The 17222-nt window shown below is 70.0% G+C and carries 17 protein-coding genes and 1 tRNA gene; 10 read left to right on the top strand and 8 right to left on the bottom strand.

What is annotated here, in order from left to right; all coding sequences use genetic code 11:
- Positions 1-40 precede the first annotated feature (40 nt).
- Positions 41-1141 carry an ABC transporter ATP-binding protein gene (locus tag ACIPJ2_RS00690; RefSeq protein ID WP_281265864.1) on the bottom strand — a complete coding sequence of 367 codons (1101 nt, stop codon included), beginning with the start codon at positions 1139-1141 and terminating at the stop codon, positions 41-43.
- Positions 1142-1385: 244 nt separating this feature from the next.
- Here ACIPJ2_RS00690 and ACIPJ2_RS00685 point away from each other — a divergent pair, with 244 nt between their 5' ends.
- The gene (locus tag ACIPJ2_RS00685; RefSeq protein ID WP_402727145.1) at positions 1386-2294 is read left to right on the top strand and encodes a DsbA family protein; all 909 of its coding nucleotides are present in this window, start codon (positions 1386-1388) and stop codon (positions 2292-2294) included.
- On the opposite strand, the gene ACIPJ2_RS00680 is transcribed toward ACIPJ2_RS00685, so the two are convergent.
- Together ACIPJ2_RS00680 and ACIPJ2_RS00675 are read right to left on the bottom strand one after the other, a co-directional pair.
- Entirely contained in the window at positions 2291-3184 is an 894-nt protein-coding gene (locus ACIPJ2_RS00680; protein WP_281265862.1) for a neutral zinc metallopeptidase, read from the bottom strand. The two genes, ACIPJ2_RS00685 and ACIPJ2_RS00680, sit on opposite strands and share 4 nt — an antisense overlap.
- 10 nt (positions 3185-3194) lie before the next feature.
- Positions 3195-3893 (bottom strand): NAD(P)H-hydrate epimerase, encoded by a 699-nt coding sequence (locus ACIPJ2_RS00675; protein ID WP_402727144.1) that lies wholly within the window; start codon positions 3891-3893, stop codon positions 3195-3197.
- A gap of 34 nt (positions 3894-3927) precedes the next feature.
- On the opposite strand from ACIPJ2_RS00675, the gene ACIPJ2_RS00670 reads away from it, so the two are divergent.
- Together ACIPJ2_RS00670 and ACIPJ2_RS00665 are read left to right on the top strand one after the other, a co-directional pair.
- Positions 3928-4716: an alpha/beta fold hydrolase gene (locus tag ACIPJ2_RS00670; RefSeq protein WP_402727143.1), complete on the top strand. Its 789-nt coding sequence runs from the start codon at positions 3928-3930 to the stop codon at positions 4714-4716.
- Between the two features lie 140 nt (positions 4717-4856).
- On the top strand, positions 4857-5888 hold the full coding sequence (locus tag ACIPJ2_RS00665; RefSeq protein ID WP_402727142.1) for an aldo/keto reductase: 1032 nt from the start codon (positions 4857-4859) through the stop codon (positions 5886-5888).
- A 202-nt stretch (positions 5889-6090) separates the two neighbouring features.
- Here the strand turns inward: ACIPJ2_RS00665 and ACIPJ2_RS00660 are convergent.
- Positions 6091-6163 (bottom strand) — tRNA-Thr (locus ACIPJ2_RS00660).
- A 37-nt stretch (positions 6164-6200) separates the two neighbouring features.
- Positions 6201-6605, bottom strand: a complete 405-nt coding sequence (gene msrB, locus ACIPJ2_RS00655) for a peptide-methionine (R)-S-oxide reductase MsrB (protein WP_281265856.1) — start codon at positions 6603-6605, stop codon at positions 6201-6203.
- 57 nt (positions 6606-6662) lie between these two features.
- Between msrB and ACIPJ2_RS00650 the strand changes: the two genes are divergently transcribed.
- The 7 genes from ACIPJ2_RS00650 (at position 6663) to ACIPJ2_RS00620 (ending at position 12688) form a co-directional block, all read left to right on the top strand.
- Positions 6663-7130 (top strand): GNAT family N-acetyltransferase, encoded by a 468-nt coding sequence (locus ACIPJ2_RS00650; protein WP_402727141.1) that lies wholly within the window; start codon positions 6663-6665, stop codon positions 7128-7130.
- Positions 7127-8182, top strand: a complete 1056-nt coding sequence (locus ACIPJ2_RS00645) for a DUF2332 family protein (RefSeq protein ID WP_402727140.1) — start codon at positions 7127-7129, stop codon at positions 8180-8182. Before ACIPJ2_RS00650 ends, ACIPJ2_RS00645 begins: the two co-directional genes overlap by 4 nt.
- Before the next feature lie 106 nt (positions 8183-8288).
- Entirely contained in the window at positions 8289-8585 is a 297-nt protein-coding gene (locus ACIPJ2_RS00640; RefSeq protein ID WP_402727139.1) for a DUF3263 domain-containing protein, read from the top strand.
- Positions 8582-9169: a LytR C-terminal domain-containing protein gene (locus ACIPJ2_RS00635; protein ID WP_402727138.1), complete on the top strand. Its 588-nt coding sequence runs from the start codon at positions 8582-8584 to the stop codon at positions 9167-9169. The genes ACIPJ2_RS00640 and ACIPJ2_RS00635 overlap by 4 nt, the downstream gene beginning before the upstream one ends.
- Positions 9170-9407: 238 nt before the next feature.
- On the top strand, positions 9408-9611 hold the full coding sequence (locus ACIPJ2_RS00630) for a cold-shock protein (RefSeq protein ID WP_022903461.1): 204 nt from the start codon (positions 9408-9410) through the stop codon (positions 9609-9611).
- A gap of 210 nt (positions 9612-9821) precedes the next feature.
- Positions 9822-11444: a chaperonin GroEL gene (gene groL / locus ACIPJ2_RS00625; protein ID WP_281265851.1), complete on the top strand. Its 1623-nt coding sequence runs from the start codon at positions 9822-9824 to the stop codon at positions 11442-11444.
- 335 nt (positions 11445-11779) lie between these two features.
- On the top strand, positions 11780-12688 hold the full coding sequence (locus ACIPJ2_RS00620; RefSeq protein WP_402727137.1) for a hypothetical protein: 909 nt from the start codon (positions 11780-11782) through the stop codon (positions 12686-12688).
- A gap of 311 nt (positions 12689-12999) precedes the next feature.
- Here ACIPJ2_RS00620 and ACIPJ2_RS00615 read toward each other — a convergent pair whose 3' ends face one another.
- The 3 genes from ACIPJ2_RS00615 to ACIPJ2_RS00605 form a co-directional block, all read right to left on the bottom strand.
- On the bottom strand, positions 13000-14706 hold the full coding sequence (locus tag ACIPJ2_RS00615) for a sensor histidine kinase (RefSeq protein ID WP_402727136.1): 1707 nt from the start codon (positions 14704-14706) through the stop codon (positions 13000-13002).
- 76 nt (positions 14707-14782) lie between these two features.
- Entirely contained in the window at positions 14783-15478 is a 696-nt protein-coding gene (locus ACIPJ2_RS00610; protein WP_056120555.1) for a response regulator transcription factor, read from the bottom strand.
- A gap of 22 nt (positions 15479-15500) precedes the next feature.
- A complete protein-coding gene (locus tag ACIPJ2_RS00605; RefSeq protein WP_402727135.1) occupies positions 15501-17210 on the bottom strand; it encodes a DNA repair helicase XPB in 1710 nt (569 codons plus the stop codon).
- Between the last annotated feature and the right edge of the window lie 12 nt (positions 17211-17222).

Genomic DNA, 17222 nt, shown 5'->3' with positions numbered 1-17222 from the left:
CCCTTGTGAGGCGGGCGCGGGCTCCCGAAGGGTGCGCTGCTTACGCGCTGACGACGGCCTTGTCGTCGAGGCGCTCGCCGGACTCGGCGTCGAACACGTGCACGTGGCCCTGCTTGGGGCTCACGACGATCGTGTCGCCGATCGACGGGTGTGCGCGGCCGTCCACACGCGCGACGATGTCGGTGCGCGTGCCGTTGACGTCGGCGTGACCGTAGAGGTAGCCGTCGGCGCCGAGCTCCTCGACGACGTCGACCGTGACAGGGAGGCCCTCGCCCGACTGGGACACGATGATGTCCTCGGGGCGGACACCGACGGTGACCTGACCGGCACGCGCGTTGGAGAGCGTGTCGCGGTCGATCGGGTGGTTGAGCGAACCGAAGGAGATGCCGCCCTCGACCACACCGGCCGGGAGCAGGTTCATGGCCGGCGAGCCGATGAAGCCGGCGACGAACACGTTGTTCGGCTTCTCGTACAGGTCACGCGGGGTGCCGACCTGCTGGAGGATGCCGTCCTTGAGCACCGCGATGCGGTCACCCATGGTGAGGGCCTCGGTCTGGTCGTGCGTGACGTAGACCGTGGTGACACCGAGGCGGCGCTGCAGCGAGGCGATCTGCGTACGGGTCTGGACGCGGAGCTTGGCGTCGAGGTTCGACAGCGGCTCGTCCATGAGGAACACCTGCGGCTGACGGACGATCGCACGGCCCATCGCGACACGCTGACGCTGACCGCCGGAGAGCGCCTTCGGCTTGCGGCCGAGGTACTGCTCGAGGTCGAGGAGCTTGGCGGCTTCCTGCACGCGGGTGGCGCGCTCTTCCTTGCCGACGCCGGCGATCTTGAGCGCGAAGCCCATGTTCTCGGCGACCGTCATGTGCGGGTACAGCGCGTAGTTCTGGAAGACCATCGCGATGTCGCGGTCCTTCGGCGGGACGTCGGTGACGTCGCGGTCGCCGATGCGGATCGCGCCGGAGTTCACTTCTTCGAGGCCCGCGAGCATGCGCAGCGAGGTCGACTTCCCACAGCCCGACGGGCCGACGAGGACGAGGAACTCGCCGTCAGCGACGTCCAGGTCGAGGGAGTCCACCGCGGGGCGGTTGCCTCCGGGGTAGAGACGGGTTGCCTTGTCATAGGTGACGGACGCCATGAGCGTTCGGTCCTTTCTCCACCGGCAGGTACGTGCCGGACGATCCGAGTGAAGCGGTGTGCCCGTGGGGGCCCCGGATGGTCGCCGTCGACCATCGAGGTTCATACAACACGACTTCCCTGTGGTGCGCCAGTGCCAGTTTGCGGGATTGGGCGCTTCCCAGAGCGTCCCACTACCATCGGTCGGGTCCGTCCGCCGTGCGGGGGTGAGCGCGAGCGGACACCGATCAGGAGGACCACCGAGCATGACGAACCGCCCCGAGGGTGACGCCCGCGCCGAGCGGAACCAACGCCGAGCAGCGGCACGTGAGCGTGCTCAGCGCGCCCGCCTCCAGCAGAAGCGCCGCCAGCGCGGACTCCGCCTGGGGCTGCAGATCGGCCTCGGCGTCGTGCTGCTGGCAGCGGTCACGGTCGTGACGCTCGTGCTCGTCGACTCGACGAAGCCCGCAGGCCCCGGCCCGTCGTCGATGTCGCAGGGCGGCATCACCATCGGGCAGGACCTCAAGGCCGTGTCGGCGTCCACGTCGCCGCAGCCCTCCGCGACCGACGGTGCCGACACCGTCCGCATCACGATGTACGTGGACTACAACTGCGCGGAGTGCGCCGACTTCGTGCAGACGAACAACGCCTACATCCGGGGCCTCGTCGAGTCCGGCGCAGCGACGGTGGACATCCACCCGGTCGCGACGCTGTCGAACCGCTCGCAGGGCACGAAGTACTCCCTGCGTGCCGCGAACGCCGCGGCCTGCGTCGCGGAGTCGTCGCCCGACCAGTTCTTCGCCGTGAACAAGGCGCTCTTCGCGGCGCAGCCGGAGGAAGGGACCGCCGGCCTCACCGACGCGCAGCTGACGAAGGTCGTGACCGGGGTGTCCGGCGTGCAGTCGGGGTCGACGATCACGAAGTGCATCGACGAGCAGCGGTACGGCAAGTGGGTCGACGAGCGCACGACTGCGGTGACCGGTGGCGACATCCCAGGCTCGGACCTCACCGAGTGGCCGGGAGTGCCCCTGGTGCTCGTGAACGGGCAGCGGTACGAGTACTCGCAGCCGTTCACCAACGACGAGTTCCGCACGTTCGTGATCACGGCCGCCGGGTCCGGCGACGCGACCCCGACGCCCACGCCGAGCGCCAGCCCGAGCGCCAGCGCGTCCTAGAGCGACGAGCCGGGGACGCTGAACGTGTCGCAGGACGTCGCGCCCTGCTCGTAGCCCCGCTCGAACCACCGCTGCCGCTGGGCGCTCGACCCGTGCGTGAACGAGTCGGGGTCCACCTGACCGCTGCTCCTCCGCTGGATGCTGTCGTCGCCGACGGCGCTCGCCGCTGAGAGCGCATCGGCGATCTGCGCACGGGTGATCGGCTTGAAGAAGGTCTGCCCGTTCGCCGCCTTCGTGTTCGCCGCGTCGCCCACCCAGGCGCCCGCGTAGCAGTCCGCCTGGAGCTCCACGCGGACACTGCCCGACGAGGCGCCGCTGCCGCTCCGGTCGGTGTCGGCGAACGTGCCCTGCAGCTGCTGCACGTGGTGGCCCCACTCGTGCGCGACGACGTACATCTGCGCGAGCGGGCCGCCCGACGCGCCGTACTTCGACTGCAGGTCGTCGTAGAACGCGGTGTCGAGGTAGATCGCGCGGTCCGGCGGGCAGTAGAACGGGCCGGTCGCGGCGGAGGCCGTCCCGCACCCGGTGTTCGTCGACCCGTCGAACAGGTAGAAGTCCGGCGACGAGTACGAGATCCCCAGCTGCCGGCTCTCGGTCGTCCAGTAGGCATCGAGCGACTCCGCTGCACCCTCCATGCGGCAGTCGATGCTGAGGTTCGCGTCCCGTCCCGTGCGGCACTCGGCCACCGGTGACGCCTCGGACCCGGCCTCCTGGATCTGCGTCAGACCGCCGCCGGTCCCGACGAGCCCGCTGAGGTCGAAGCCGGTGAACTGCGCGATGAGGAACACGACGATGGCCGCTGCGCCCACACCGCCCCCGGCGATGGCCGTCGTCCGCCCACGCCGCTTGACCTTGCCGCCCTGCAGCTGGGAGTCGTCGTTGAACGTCATGCCACCGAACCTACGGACGGATGAGCGGCTCCGTCCGCGCGAGCTCCGCGCCGATCCCGACGTCGACCAGTTCGATGCGTCCGGCGAGGGTCGCGCCAGGGCCCGTCAGCAGGCCGGCCTTCACACCGCCGAACGTCACGGTGACGTCGGCCTGCAGCACGTGGTCGTCGGCGATCGCGCCGGTGTCGACGTCGATGCCGCTCGGCACGTCGACCGCGACGACGAACGGGGCGCGCTGGTCGCGCGCGAGCTCGCGGATCGCCTGCACGACCTCGCGCGCCGGGGAGCGGAGCGCGGACGCGCCGTGCACGCCGATGCCGAGGATCGCGTCCAGGACCAGGTCGGCGCGCAGCGCCGCGTCGGACGCGGTCGCGGCCTGGTCGCCACCGTCGGACAGGAGGACCGCACCGGCATCCAGCGCGGCCCTGAGGCCCGCCTCGTGGATGCGCGAGCCGACGCGCAGGATCTCCACGTGCCTCCCGTCCGATGCCAGCCCCGCACCCGCGAACAGGGCGTCGCCGCCGTTGTCGCCGCTGCCCACCAGCAGCAGGACCGACCCGCGGCCGTCACCCGGCCGCTCGGCCGGGTCGTCGAGCAGCCGACCCACGTGCTCGGCCAGCCCAGCCGCCGCCCGCTGCATCAGCGGCTCACCCGCGTCGAGGTGCGGCCGCTCCGCCGCCCGGATCTGATCGCCGCCGTAGCCGTCCATGGCGACCACAGTGCCCGGATACCCTGGAGAGGACATGTCACTCGTCCCCGAAGCACCCCGACCCCGCGCCGTGATGTCCCCGGACGGGCAGCGCATCGCCACGTACGACTTCGGCGACCCCGACGCCCCGACCATCGTCGCGGTGCACGGGTTCGCGTCCGGCGCGCTGCTCAACTGGCACGCCTCCGGCTGGACCCGCGACCTCGTGCGGGCCGGGTACCGCGTCGTCGCGCTCGACCAGCGCGGGCACGGTGCCTCGTCGAAGCCGCACGAGCCGAGCGCGTACTCGATGGACCTCCTCGTTGCCGACGTCACGACCGTCATCGACACGTACCTGCTCGACGACGTCGCGTTCCTCGGGTACTCCCTCGGTGCCCGCGTCGGCTGGCACACCGCCGAGCGGATCCCGGACCGGATATCCCGCGCGGTGTTCGGCGGGATCCCCGACGCCGACCCGATGCGGCGTGTGCAGGTCGACCAGGCCAGGGCGTTCATCGCCGACGGCACGCCGATCGAGGACCGCGTGACGAACGGCTACCTGACGATGGCGGGGAACGTCGAGGGGAACGACCTCGGCGCGCTCGTGGCGATGGTCGAGGGGATGCGGAACAGCATCGAGCCGACGCCGGCGAACGCACCTGGTCAGCCGATCCTGATGGCGGCCGGCAGCGAGGACGGCATCAGGGACAGCGCCGTGCGGCTGGCCGAGGCGGCGCCGGACGCGTCGTTCTTCGAGATCCCGGGGCGCAACCACTTCAATGCCCCGACGAGCAGGGCGTTCCGGCAGGCGGCGATCGCGTTCCTGGGCGCAACCACGCAGTGACATCGTTCGGCGCCCCGACGTCGAGGGCGTTCCGGCAGGCGGCGATCGCGTTCCTGGACCGCACCGCCCTGTCCGCCACGCGCTGACGGGTACTGCCGGGGCCTCTCGGCCCGGCGGCGACGCGGCGTAGCGTCCGCCGCATGGAATACAGACTCCTCGGGAACAGCGGGACAGCGGTGTCCACCCTGACCCTCGGCACCATGACGTTCGGCAGCGAAGCCGACGAACCCACCTCGCACGCGATGATCGACGCCTTCGTCGCAGCGGGCGGCACGCTCGTCGACACGGCGGACGTGTACTCCGGCAACGAGTCCGAGCGCATCATCGGCCGGTGGCTCGCGGCACACCCCACCGAGGCCGAGCAGATCGTCATCGCGACGAAGGGCCGCTTCCCGCAGGGCGACGGGCCGAACGACCTCGGGCTGTCGCGGCGGCACCTCCGTGTCGCACTCGACGCCTCCCTGGAGCGGCTCGGCGTCGACCACATCGACCTCTACCAGATGCACGCGTGGGACGCCCTGACACCGATCGAGGAGACCCTGCGCTTCCTCGACGACGCCGTGTCCGCGGGCAAGATCGGCTCGTACGGCTTCTCGAACTACCTCGGGTACCAGGTCACGAAGGCCGTGTACGAGGCCCGTGCCCACCACTTCGCACCGCCCGTCACCCTGCAGCCCCAGTACAACCTGCTCGTCCGCGACATCGAGCACGAAGTGGTCCCCGCGTGCCTCGACGCCGGTATCGGACTGCTGCCGTGGTCGCCGCTCGCCGGTGGGTGGCTCTCCGGCAAGTACCAGCGCGACGAGGCGCCGACCGGCTCCACCCGCCTCGGCGAGAACCCCGAGCGCGGCATGGAGGCATGGGAAGCCCGGAACGGCGACGAGCGGACGTGGGAGGTGCTCGACGTGCTCTCCGGTGTGGCGGATGCGCACGGTGCATCGCGCTCGCAGGTCGCGCTCGCGTGGCTCCTCGCCCGCCCGGCGGTCACGAGCGTCATCCTCGGCGCGCGGACGGTGTCGCAGCTCGAGGACAACCTCGGTGCGGCCGACCTCGTGCTCACCGACGCCGAACTGCAGGCGCTGACGGACGCGAGCGCCCCGCGGATCGACGACTACCCCTACGGCACGGCCGGCGTCGCACAGCGGGAGCGCAAGATCCGGGGCGGTCGCTGAGCGTTCGTTGCGGGAAGCCGCGAGGTCGCTCAGCGAGTCTGGACGGGCGGTTGGGTGAGGTGTCATCATCCCGGTACGGCCGGCTGGTTACCGCGCCGAGCGCCCCGGAACGCCCCCTGATCCGTGTTCCACCTGCGCCGAGAGCCCCGAGCGACATGGTCGCCCGGGGCTCTCGCTCCGTCAGGGGATCCCGACAGCACTGGGCCGGCAGCGGGACTTGAACCCGCAACCCCCGTATTACAAGTACGGTGCGCTACCAATTGCGCCATGCCGGCTGACGCGCATCATCTTACCGGTGAGCGCGTCGGTGACTCATTCGCTCTGCTCGGAGAAGTTCAGCGAGAGCGAGTTCATGCAGTACCGGTCGCCGGTCGGCGTGCCGAAGCCGTCGGGGAACACGTGCCCGAGGTGCGAGCCGCAGTTCGCGCAGCGGACCTCGGTGCGTGCCATGCCGAGGGAGTTGTCCTCGATCAGGGTCACGGCCTCCGGGTTCACCGACTCGTAGAACGACGGCCAACCGCAGCCGGAGTCGAACTTCGTGCCGCTCTTGAACAGCTCGGCGCCACATGCCGCACAGGTGTAGATCCCGGCACGTTCCTCGTCCAGGAGTTCACCCGTCCAGGGACGCTCGGTGCCGGCCTGCCGGAGGACGGCGTACTGCTCGGGGGAGAGTTCCTCGCGCCACTCGGCGTCGGACTTCTCGACGTTGTAAGCCATTGATGTGCCTCCTGCTTCTGGCTCTGGGATGCAGCCACTGTCAGTAAACTCGCCCGGGTGTCCGAGCATTCCGTGCAACGCGCCTCGTGGGACCGTCTGACGACGGACGAACTGTACGGCATCGTCCGGTTGCGCAATCGCGTGTTCGCACTCGAGCAACGCGTCTCGGACGAGGACTTCGACGACCGCGACCGCGAACCCGACACCGAGCACTGGTGGTTCGGAACCGACGCCGAAGCGGTCGGGTACCTCAGGCTGATCCGTCCGGCAGCCGGTGAGGTGCACCCGGCGGACACGGCAGCCCCGGCGTGGGTGATCGGTCGTGTCGCGACGCACCCCGACCACCGCGGCACCGGGATCGCGGGACGTCTGGTCGCGGCGGTGCTCGAGGCCCACGGGCACGAACCGTTCGTCCTGCACGCGCAGGAGTACGTCGCGGCGCTCTACGAACGGCACGGGTTCGTGCGGTTCGGCGAACCGTACGTGGAGGCGGGCATCCGCCACCTCGGGATGTACCGCGGGTGAGCACCCGCGCCCGCTACGCCGCGTACGCCGACCGGATCGCGTCCGTCTCGCCGACCTACGCCGCATGGGCGCGCTCGCTCGACGACCACCTGATCGGGCTCCTCGACGAGGTCCCGGCGACCCAACGGCAACCGGAGCTGCTGTTCGCGGTCGCGCGTCGGCTGGGCGCGGATCCGTCGGTTCCGGGAGCGCTCCGCGCCCTCGGACGGGAGGCTCGCCCCACGCTCGTCGCGGCCCTCGCCTCCGCCACGGTGCAGGCGAACGACCCGCGGCGGCTCGGTCCGGTCGTCCCGCTGTTCGCGGCGCTCGCCGCGACGGTCTCGCGGCCGATCGGGCTGGTCGACGTCGGTGCGTCCGCCGGGCTGTGCTCGATCCCCGACCGCGTGACGCTCGACTACCGTGTCGCGGCCGATCCGGATCGCGCCCCGTCCCGGACATCGCACCCCGTCACGACCGGGCGCGATGACCATCAGGGGGCGCGATCCCGCACCGTGCGGATGGCCACCGCCGCGGCGGACCCGTCGATCCACCTCGTCGCGGACGCATCGGGAGCGGTCCCGGCGCCGGCCACGGCGCCGATCCGGATCGCGACGCGCGTCGCCCTCGACCCGAACCCGATCGACCTCGCCGCGCCCCACGCGTTCGACCGGGTGGTGGAGGCGGTGCCGCCGGAGGCACTGGACCGCACCGCCCTGATGCGTGCGGCGGCGCGCGCGACGCTCGCCGTGCCTCCCGTCCGGGTCGCCGGCCGCGTGCCGGACGACCTGGACCGTGCACTCGACCTGCTGCCGGACGACTGCGAGCCGGTCGTGCTGACCACCGGGACCCTCGTCTACGTCCCCGGGCCGGACCGCCAACGGTTCGTCGACCGCGTCGCCGAACGCGGCGTGCGCTGGATCGCCCTCGAGCGGACGGGCATCCTGACGGGTGTCGCGGCCACGCTGCCGGACGACGTCGACGCCGCGGCTCCCGGCGCGTTCGCGACCCTGTCGGTCGACGGCGTCGCGGTCGCGGTGTCCGACGCCTTCGGCACCACGATCCGCTGGTTCTGAGAGGGCCAGCGGCCGATTCCGCGACAGTCCAGCGCCATGCCAGGGTCGACATCGACGGCACCCCTACGATGTGCGAGACCCGTTACCCGAATGTGATCGGACCGTCGTGACCACCATCCCCGCGGACGAGCTCAGCGAGCTCGCCAAGCACGTGCTCGCCTTCGAGCACGAGCGTGCGCGGCACGACCGGACGAAGGAAGCCGAGATCCGGGTCGAGTTCGACATGTCGCCGGCGCGCTACTACCAGGTGCTCAACCGGGTGATCGACTCCCCGGCGGCGCTGGCATACGACCCCCAGCTCGTCGGGCGACTGCAGCGACTGCGCCGTGCGCGGACCAGCGCGCGGGCGAACCGCAGCTTCGTCCAGCCGGCGACCGCCACCGGAACCGAAGAGGAACGATGACGAGATTCCCCCATGACCGCTTCGACGACGTGACCGACGGGCCACGAGTCGGTGCGCACCGCGGCGTGCACCGGCGGGGACGCGGCTGGATCGCGTTCGCGTGGGCAGCGCTCGCGACGGGCGTGCTGGTCGGCATCGGGGTGCTCGTCCTCGCGCTCCTGAACGGCAGCTACTCGTTCACCGGCGACTCGTCGTCCGCGCCGTCGGCGTCAGCGTCGTCGTCCGCTTCGCCGTCTTCGTCCTCGTCGCCGGACGGTTCCTCGTCGTCTTCGTCGTCGGAGGCCGCTGCCGCGACGCCGTCGGACCAGGGCAGCACGACGCTCGTCGTCCTGAACGGCACGTCGACGCCCGGGCTCGCGGCCTCGGGCACGTCGAAGCTGACCGCAGCTGGGTGGAAGGTGACCTCGAGCGGCAACGCCGGGACCACGGGCACCGCGTCGACGATCGTGTACTACCAGCAGGAGTCGCAGGCCGCGCTCGCGAAGGGGATCGCGCAGTCCCTCGGGGTCACCGCCGTGGAACAGTCGGCGGCGTTCCCGAATGCCGACATCAGTGTCGTGCTCGGGGCCGACTTCAGCGGTTGAGCCTTCCTTTTGTAACAACTGTGTTTCCGGCACGTTGAGTTCCGGCGGAATCGTCGTGAAATACCCGTCACACCCCTTGCCGAATCGCGCTTCCTGATTAGAGTCACAAGTGGTCACCCCGTGATCGGAATGTCGTCGCACCTCGGTACGCACGCCAGGAAAGCCCGGGACTCGGACCCGCGGCGCCTCCCGACGGTGCCGTCGATCGCAACAGCAGTACCGCAGGGAGCAACAGATCATGGCCAACGGAACCGTCAAGTGGTTCAACGCTGAAAAGGGCTTCGGCTTCATCACCGTCGATGGAGGGGGCCAGGACGTGTTCGTCCACTACTCGGCCATCGACATGAGCGGCTACAAGGTCCTCGAAGAGGGTCAGGCAGTGACGTTCGACGTCGGCACGGGGTCCAAGGGCCCGCAGGCCGAGTCGGTGCGTCCGGCCTAGTCGCCGAACCACTCGCGAACGCGTCGTCCCGTCGGGGCGGCGCGTTCGTTCGTGCGGGGCGGCGCGTTCGTTCGTGTGGTGCGGCGCGCCGTTCGTGCAGGGCGTCGTGTGTTGCACTCTCAGGGGGTGAGTGCCAGAATCGGGATTGGCACTCGGTCGTACTGAGTGCCAGAAGACCCCCACGACGTCCGGGAGGGACGAGAAACTCACATGGCTAAGATCATTGCTTTCGACGAGGAGGCCCGCCGAGGCCTCGAGCGCGGCCTGAACCAGCTGGCCGACGCCGTGAAGGTGACGCTCGGCCCGCGCGGCCGCAACGTCGTCCTCGAGAAGAAGTGGGGCGCCCCCACGATCACGAACGACGGTGTCTCCATCGCCAAGGAGATCGAGCTCGACGACCCGTACGAGAAGATCGGTGCGGAGCTCGTCAAGGAGGTCGCCAAGAAGACCGACGACGTCGCCGGTGACGGGACGACCACCGCGACCGTGCTCGCCCAGGCCCTCGTCCGCGAAGGCCTCCGCAACGTCGCCGCGGGTGCCGACCCCGTCTCGCTGAAGCGCGGCATCGAGAAGGCGGTCGCGGCCGTCTCGGACCAGCTGCTCGCGAACGCCAAGGACATCGAGACCAAGGACCAGATCGCCGCGACCGCGTCGATCTCCGCCGCGGACCCGACGATCGGCGCGCTCATCGCCGAGGCCATCGACAAGGTCGGCAAGGAAGGCGTCGTCACCGTCGAGGAGTCGAACACCTTCGGCACCGAGCTCGAGCTCACCGAGGGCATGCGCTTCGACAAGGGCTACCTGTCGCAGTACTTCGTCACCGACCCCGAGCGTCAGGAAGCCGTCTTCGAGGACGCCTACATCCTGATCGTCAACTCGAAGATCTCGAACATCAAGGACCTCCTGCCGGTCGTCGACAAGGTGATCCAGGCGGGCAAGCAGCTCCTGATCATCGCCGAGGACGTCGACGGCGAAGCGCTCGCGACCCTCGTCGTGAACAAGATCCGCGGCATCTTCAAGTCCGTCGCCGTCAAGGCCCCGGGCTTCGGCGACCGTCGCAAGGCCATGCTGCAGGACATCGCGATCCTCACCGGCGGCCAGGTCATCTCGGAAGAGGTCGGCCTCAAGCTCGAGAACGCCACGCTCGACCTGCTCGGCAAGGCCCGCAAGGTCATCATCACCAAGGACGAGACCACCATCGTCGAGGGTGCTGGCGACGAGGAGCAGATCGCCGGCCGCGTCCGTCAGATCCGCTCCGAGATCGAGGCGACCGACTCCGACTACGACCGCGAGAAGCTCCAGGAGCGCCTCGCGAAGCTCGCCGGTGGCGTGGCCGTCATCAAGGCGGGTGCCGCGACCGAGGTCGAGCTCAAGGAGCGCAAGCACCGCATCGAGGACGCCGTCCGCAACGCGAAGGCAGCCGTCGAAGAGGGCATCGTCGCCGGTGGTGGCGTCGCCCTCATCCAGGCCGGTGCCGTGGCGCTCGAGTCCCTCGCGCTCGAGGGTGACGAGGCGACCGGTGCGAACATCGTCCGCGTGGCGATCGACGCGCCGCTCAAGCAGATCGCGCTCAACGCCGGCATGGAGCCGGGCGTCGTCGCTGCTCGCGTCCGCGAGCTCGAGTCCGGCTGGGGCCTCAACGCCGCGACCGGTGAGTACGTCGACCTGATCGCCGCCGGCATCATCGACCCGGCCAAGGTGACCCGCTCGGCGCTGCAGAACGCCGCGTCGATCGCCGGGCTGTTCCTCACGACCGAGGCCGTCGTCGCCGACAAGCCGGAGCGCACCCCTGCTGCTCCCGCCGGCGACCCGACGGGTGGCATGGACTTCTAGTCCGTCGTTCCGAAGGCCCCCGCACGCTGCGCGTGCGGGGGCCTTCCGCGTGCGCGGGCGCTTCCGCGTGCGCGCAGGGTCGGGTGCACGCGGCCGGGCGCTCGTCGACCGGTCGCAACACCCCGCTCACTTCCGCCGAGTGGTCACAAGTTGTCGGGTGGCGAGGCTTCAGGCGACGGACTGTGACCAGTGGGCAGCACTCTGACGGGGTGTCGTGACCAGTGGTGAGCGCCCGCCCGCGAGCTGAGTCCCACACAGGAGGCTCCAATCCCGTCGCTCTCCACCGTTTCGTCCGGCGCTGAGCGGCTTCCGGGCATCTCGACGCACGATCAGGGATGCCGCACCCACGACCGCTGCCCGATGTCCTCCTGCACCGCGCCTTCCGCGTCTCCGACGCTGCCGCCCACGGCGTGAACGCCGAACGGCTCCGTCGCTCGGACCTGTCGAGGCCCGTCCACGGGGTCAGGGCCGCCGTGGACAGTCACGGATTCGAGTCGTTCGTCACCGCCCTGTCCCTCGTGATGCGGCCCGATCAGTTCTTCAGCCACACGACGGCCGCGCGACTCTGGGGTGCACCCCTGCCGAAGGCGGTGCAGGACGATCCGGCCGTCCATGTGTCGACGGTCTCGGACGCTCCACGAATGCGCCGCCCGAACGTCCGGGGCCACCGTCTCTCTGCCGCCGGTGTCACGGAGTCGGGCGGACGACGGCTCGCCACGCCGGCTGATTCCTGGGCACAGTGCGCCTCGCTCCTCGGCACCCGTGCACTCGTCGCCGTCGGGGACCACTTCGTGGGGCGGAGCCACTTCGAGACGACGATGGCGGACCTGGCCGGCGCGATCATCCCGGGTTCGCGGTCCTCGATCGCAGCGCGGACCGCGGTCGGCCTCGTGCGGGTCGGCGCGGAATCGGCGATGGAGACTTGGTTCCGGCTGGCGATCGTCGACGCCGGGTTCCCGGAGCCGGAGCTGAACGTCGAGGTACGAGACGCGAACCGGCAGTTGCTCGGCCGCGTGGACATGGCCTGGCCCGAGTTGCGCATCGCGTTCGAGTACGACGGCGATCATCATCGCGCGCGCGACGTCTTTCAGCAGGACCAGCGGCGCGACAACGGGTTCGTCGTCAACGGCTGGATCGCCGTGCACGCCACATCAGCCGACGCGCATCGTCCCGCCGTCGTGTTCGAGCGTCTCCACCAGGCGTTCGAGCAGCGACTGGGCACAGATCGTCGGTCCGCCGCATGAGACCGACCACGCCGCACCAATCGCGGCGCCTCGAGTGGTCACGACTCCCCGTTGGCTCACCTCCGACCGGTCGCAGAACGTCGGGCGAGAACCCGCCGAACGACGATTTGCGGCCACTCGGCGGAGCTGAGCGGGGTGTTGTGACCGGTCGGGGGGGGGAGGGGGGGCGGGCGGCGGAGGCCCCGCGGGCGCGGGACAGCGGGCGGATGTGCAGGGCCCCGCGGGCGCGGGACAGCGGGCGGATGTGCAGGGCCCCGCGGGCGCGAGACAGCCCGCGGGTGTGCGGGGCCCTGCGGACGGCGGGCGCCGGCTCAGGACAGGGTGGGGGCGGCGGGGGACTCCGGGGCGGGCGGGGTGTAGTCGCGGGGGAGCAGCGGGAGCCAGATGCGGAAGGTGGCACCGCCGCCCTCGGTGTCGATGACCTCCACCGAACCCTGGTGTGCGGCGACGATCCCGGACACGATCGCGAGGCCGAGCCCCGAGCCGCCGGTGTCCCGCGCGCGGGAGGTGTCCGCACGCCAGAAGCGCTGGAAGATCTTGTCGCGGAGCTGCGGCGGGATGCCCTCGCCGTGGTCGATGACGTCGATGTGCGCCATGCCGCGGTCGTCGTCCACGCCGATGCCGATCTCGATCGGGTCGTCGTGCTCGGTGAACCGCATGGCGTTGCCCATCAGGTTCGTCACGACCTGCCGGATCTTGTTCTCCTCCGCCAGGACGATCGGCGGGCGCTTCGGCATCACGACGGTGGGCAGCGGCGTCGTCTCGTCCGTCGGCGGTGCGTCCACGTTCATGGCGCGGTTCCGGCGGGCACGCAGCCGGGCGAGGGTCTGACGGGAGAACGCGATCGGACCGGTGGTGTTGGCGGACGGCGACGCCGGAGCGGAGTCCGACGACGGGGAGACCGCGGCCGGTCCGAACGCCGACGGCGCACGCACGGCCTGCGGCACGTCCTCGACGAGCACCTGGATCTCGCGGTCGGGGTTCGACGCCATGGTGTCGAGCGCCGAGTCGCGGGCGATGGCCACGAGGTCCACAGGGCCGAGCTCGAGCGGCTTCGACTCGTCGATGCGTGCGAGCTGGAGGAGGTCCTGCACGAGGAGCCCCATGCGCTGGGCTTCCTTCTCGATGCGGCCCATCGCCTGGGCGACGTCCTCTTCCTTGCGGAGCGCACCCATCCGGTACAGCTCGGCGTACCCGCGGAGGGACACCAGGGGCGTGCGCAGTTCGTGCGACGCGTCGCCGACGAACCGGCGCATCTGGTCGATGGTGCGCTGCCGGTCCTCGAACGCGCTGTCGATCCGCTCGAGCATCGCGTTCAACGAGCGGTTGAGTCGGCCGACCTCGGTGTTCGGGGTGTCGTCCTCGAGGCGCTGGTTGAAGTCACCGGCGGCGAACCGGGCGGCGGTGTCCTCGACGTCGCGCAGCGGGTCGAAGGTGGCGGTCACGAGGAGCCGGGTGAGCATAGCGCCGAGCAGGATCACCGAGATGCCGAAGCCCAGGAAGATGACCGTGAACCGCGCGATGGTCTGGTCGGTGTCCGCGCTGGACACGGCGACGAGGACGTAACCGGTCTCGGTGGCACCGGTCGACAGGTTCTGCAGGTTCGCCGGGATCACCTGCGCGCGCCACTCGTGGTTGTGCTGCTTGTCGTAGAGGCTGAACGGGGCGTTCGCCTTCGTGGCCGCGGAGAAGTTCACCGACGAGATGTCCGGCTGCGACGTCGACTGCGTGTCGCAGATCTGCTTGCCGTCCCCGTCGTAGGCGGCGACGTACGAGCTCTTCTCGAGCACCATGGTGAGCTTGCAGTACTGCTCACCGTCGCTGATGTTCTGCCCTTCGAGCTGCGACGTCGTCGTCGTCACCTGGTTGTCCAGACGAGAGACCAGGTAGGTCGACAGCACCGTCATGGTGCCGAGCCCGGCGACGAGCAGCCCGAGCGCGACCAGGAGCACCGTGATCCCGGTGATCTTGGTGCGCAGGGAGATGCCGTCCCACCAGCGGTTCATTCTGGAGTGCATGCTGCCTCAACGGTAGACGGCGCCCGTCCGGCGAAACCGGACGAGCGCCGTGAAGAACGCGACGAACGCGAACGCCTCAGGAGGCCTTCGACGCCTTGAGCATGTAACCGAACCCACGCTTCGTCTGGATGATCGGCTCGGTCGAGTACTGGTCGAGCTTCCGGCGCAGGTACGAGATGTAGGACTCGACGATGCCGGCGTCCCCGTTGAAGTCGTACTCCCACACGTGGTCGAGGATCTGCGCCTTCGACAACACGCGGTTGGGGTTGAGCATGAGGTAGCGGAGCAGCTTGAACTCGGTCGGGGAGAGCTCGATCTGCGCGTCGCCGATGGTGACCTCGTGCGTGTCCTGGTCCATCGTGAGCTCGCCGGCGCGGATGATCGCGTCTTCCTCGTCGTTCATCGTGCGACGGAGGATCGCCTTGATGCGGGCGACGATCTCGTCGAGCGAGAACGGCTTCGTGACGTAGTCGTCGCCGCCGACGGTGAGGCCGGTGATCTTGTCCTCGGTGTCGTCCTTCGCCGTGAGGAACAGGATCGGCGAGGTGTACCCGGAGGAACGAAGGCGCTTGGTGACGCCGAACCCGTTCATGTCGGGGAGCATGACGTCGAGGATGATCAGGTCCGGCTCTTCCTCGAGCACGGCGGAGATCGCCTGCGCGCCGTTCCCGACCGCACGCACGGCGAACCCGGCGAAGCGGAGCGAGGTCGTGAGGAGATCGCGGATGTTCGGCTCGTCGTCGACGATCAGGATCTTGGGGCCATCGGTCATGACCCCATCCTCTGACTGTTGGCTAAACGTTTCCTGAGAGCGAAGCAGACGTCACCTGGTCGGCGTCGAGGATCGTGTACGAGTACCCCTGCTCCGCGAGGAACCGCTGCCGGTTCTGCGCGAAGTCCTGGTCCACCGTGTCCCGCGTCACGAGCGTGTAGAACGATGCCGGCAAGCCGTCCTTGTTCGGCCGCAGGAGTCGCCCGAGCCGCTGCGCCTCTTCCTGCCGCGACCCGAACGAGCCCGAGATCTGGATGGCGACCGTGGCGTCCGGCAGGTCCACCGAGAAGTTCGCCACCTTCGACACGACGAGCACGTCGATCGAGCCCTCGCGGAACGCCTGGAACAGCCGCTCCCGCTCGTCGATGGGCGTCGCGCCGGTGATCTCGGCGGCATCGAGTGACGCGGCCAAGGAGTCCAGCTGGTCGATGTACTGCCCGATCACCAGGATCTGCTCGCCGCGGTGCCGCTCGATGAGCGAGCGCACCACCGGGGTCTTCGCCGGGGTCGTCGCCGCGAGCCGGTATCGCTCGTCGTCGCCGGACGCCGCGTACTCCAGCCGGTCCTCGTGCGGCAGGTCGATCCGCACCTCGTAGCACGCAGCGGGGGAGATGTAGCCCTGGGCCTCGATCTCCTTCCACGGTGCGTCGTACCGCTTCGGGCCGATGAGGGAGAACACGTCGCCTTCGCGGCCGTCCTCGCGCACCAGGGTGGCGGTGAGGCCCAGGCGTCGTCGGGCCTGCAGGTCGGCGGTCAGCTTGAAGACCGGCGCCGGCAGCAGGTGCACCTCGTCGTAGACCACGAGGCCCCAGTCGAGCGCATCGAGGAGTGACAGGTGCGTGTACTCGCCCTTCCGGCGGGCGGTGAGGATCTGGTACGTCGCGATCGTGACCGGCCGGATCTCCTTGACGCTGCCGGAGTACTCGCCGATCTCGTCCTCGGTCAGGCTCGTCCGGCGCAGCAGCTCGGAGCGCCACTGCCTGGCGGACACGGTGTTCGTCACGAGGATGAGCGTCGTGGCCTTGACGGTCGCCATCGCCCCGGCGCCGACGAGCGTCTTGCCGGCACCACATGGCAGCACGACGACACCGGACCCCTGCGCGAAGAAGCTGCCCACGGCGTCTTCCTGGTAGGGGCGGAGACTCCACGAGGAGGTGTCGAGGTCGATGGCGTGGGGCTGCCCCGGCGTGTACCCGGCGAGGTCCTCCGCCGGCCAGCCGATCTTCACGAGCTCCTGCTTGATCTGCCCGCGTGCCCACTGCTGCAGCTCGATGGCGGTGTCCGAGCGCTTGTCGCCGAGCAGCGGCTTGATGCGCTTCGAGCGGACCACCTCGGCGAGGACCGACGGGTCCGTCGCCGTGAGCAGGAGGGTCGGCTGCCGCTCGAGTGCTTCGCCGGGGGAGTTCGCGATGACCGGCGCGTCCACGGGGTCCTCACGCCGGATCACGAGGCGTCCGTACCGGGAGACGGTGTCGCGGATGTCCACGGTGACGCTCTGCGGCACCGGGAACTTCGCGAAGCGCTCGAGCGTGTCGATCATGGACTCGGCGTCGTGCCCGGCGGCGCGCGCGTTCCACAGGCCGAGGCGCGTGATGCGGTAGGTGTGCACGTGTTCCGGCGCGCGCTCGAGCTCGGCGAACACGGCGAGCTCGTGGCGCGCGTCCTCGGCGTCGGGGTGCGCGACCTCGAGCAGTACCGTGCGGTCGCTCTGGACGATCAGCGGTCCGTTCATGACCTTCTAGCC

Source organism: Curtobacterium sp. NPDC090217 (assembly GCF_044746705.1).
Lineage (GTDB): Bacteria > Actinomycetota > Actinomycetes > Actinomycetales > Microbacteriaceae > Curtobacterium.
This window is presented reverse-complemented; position numbering and strand designations above follow the sequence as displayed.

Coding starts and splice junctions, on each gene's coding strand:
- ACIPJ2_RS00665 (WP_402727142.1), top strand. CDS start 4,857: ATGGAATACAGACTCCTCGGGAACAGCGGGACAGCGGTGTCCACCCTG.
- ACIPJ2_RS00680 (WP_281265862.1), bottom strand. CDS start 3,184: ATGACGTTCAACGACGACTCCCAGCTGCAGGGCGGCAAGGTCAAGCGG.
- ACIPJ2_RS00635 (WP_402727138.1), top strand. CDS start 8,582: ATGACGAGATTCCCCCATGACCGCTTCGACGACGTGACCGACGGGCCA.
- ACIPJ2_RS00690 (WP_281265864.1), bottom strand. CDS start 1,141: ATGGCGTCCGTCACCTATGACAAGGCAACCCGTCTCTACCCCGGAGGC.
- ACIPJ2_RS00685 (WP_402727145.1), top strand. CDS start 1,386: ATGACGAACCGCCCCGAGGGTGACGCCCGCGCCGAGCGGAACCAACGC.
- ACIPJ2_RS00670 (WP_402727143.1), top strand. CDS start 3,928: ATGTCACTCGTCCCCGAAGCACCCCGACCCCGCGCCGTGATGTCCCCG.
- groL (WP_281265851.1), top strand. CDS start 9,822: ATGGCTAAGATCATTGCTTTCGACGAGGAGGCCCGCCGAGGCCTCGAG.
- ACIPJ2_RS00610 (WP_056120555.1), bottom strand. CDS start 15,478: ATGACCGATGGCCCCAAGATCCTGATCGTCGACGACGAGCCGAACATC.
- msrB (WP_281265856.1), bottom strand. CDS start 6,605: ATGGCTTACAACGTCGAGAAGTCCGACGCCGAGTGGCGCGAGGAACTC.
- ACIPJ2_RS00620 (WP_402727137.1), top strand. CDS start 11,780: ATGCCGCACCCACGACCGCTGCCCGATGTCCTCCTGCACCGCGCCTTC.
- ACIPJ2_RS00615 (WP_402727136.1), bottom strand. CDS start 14,706: ATGCACTCCAGAATGAACCGCTGGTGGGACGGCATCTCCCTGCGCACC.
- ACIPJ2_RS00675 (WP_402727144.1), bottom strand. CDS start 3,893: ATGGACGGCTACGGCGGCGATCAGATCCGGGCGGCGGAGCGGCCGCAC.
- ACIPJ2_RS00630 (WP_022903461.1), top strand. CDS start 9,408: ATGGCCAACGGAACCGTCAAGTGGTTCAACGCTGAAAAGGGCTTCGGC.
- ACIPJ2_RS00605 (WP_402727135.1), bottom strand. CDS start 17,210: ATGAACGGACCGCTGATCGTCCAGAGCGACCGCACGGTACTGCTCGAG.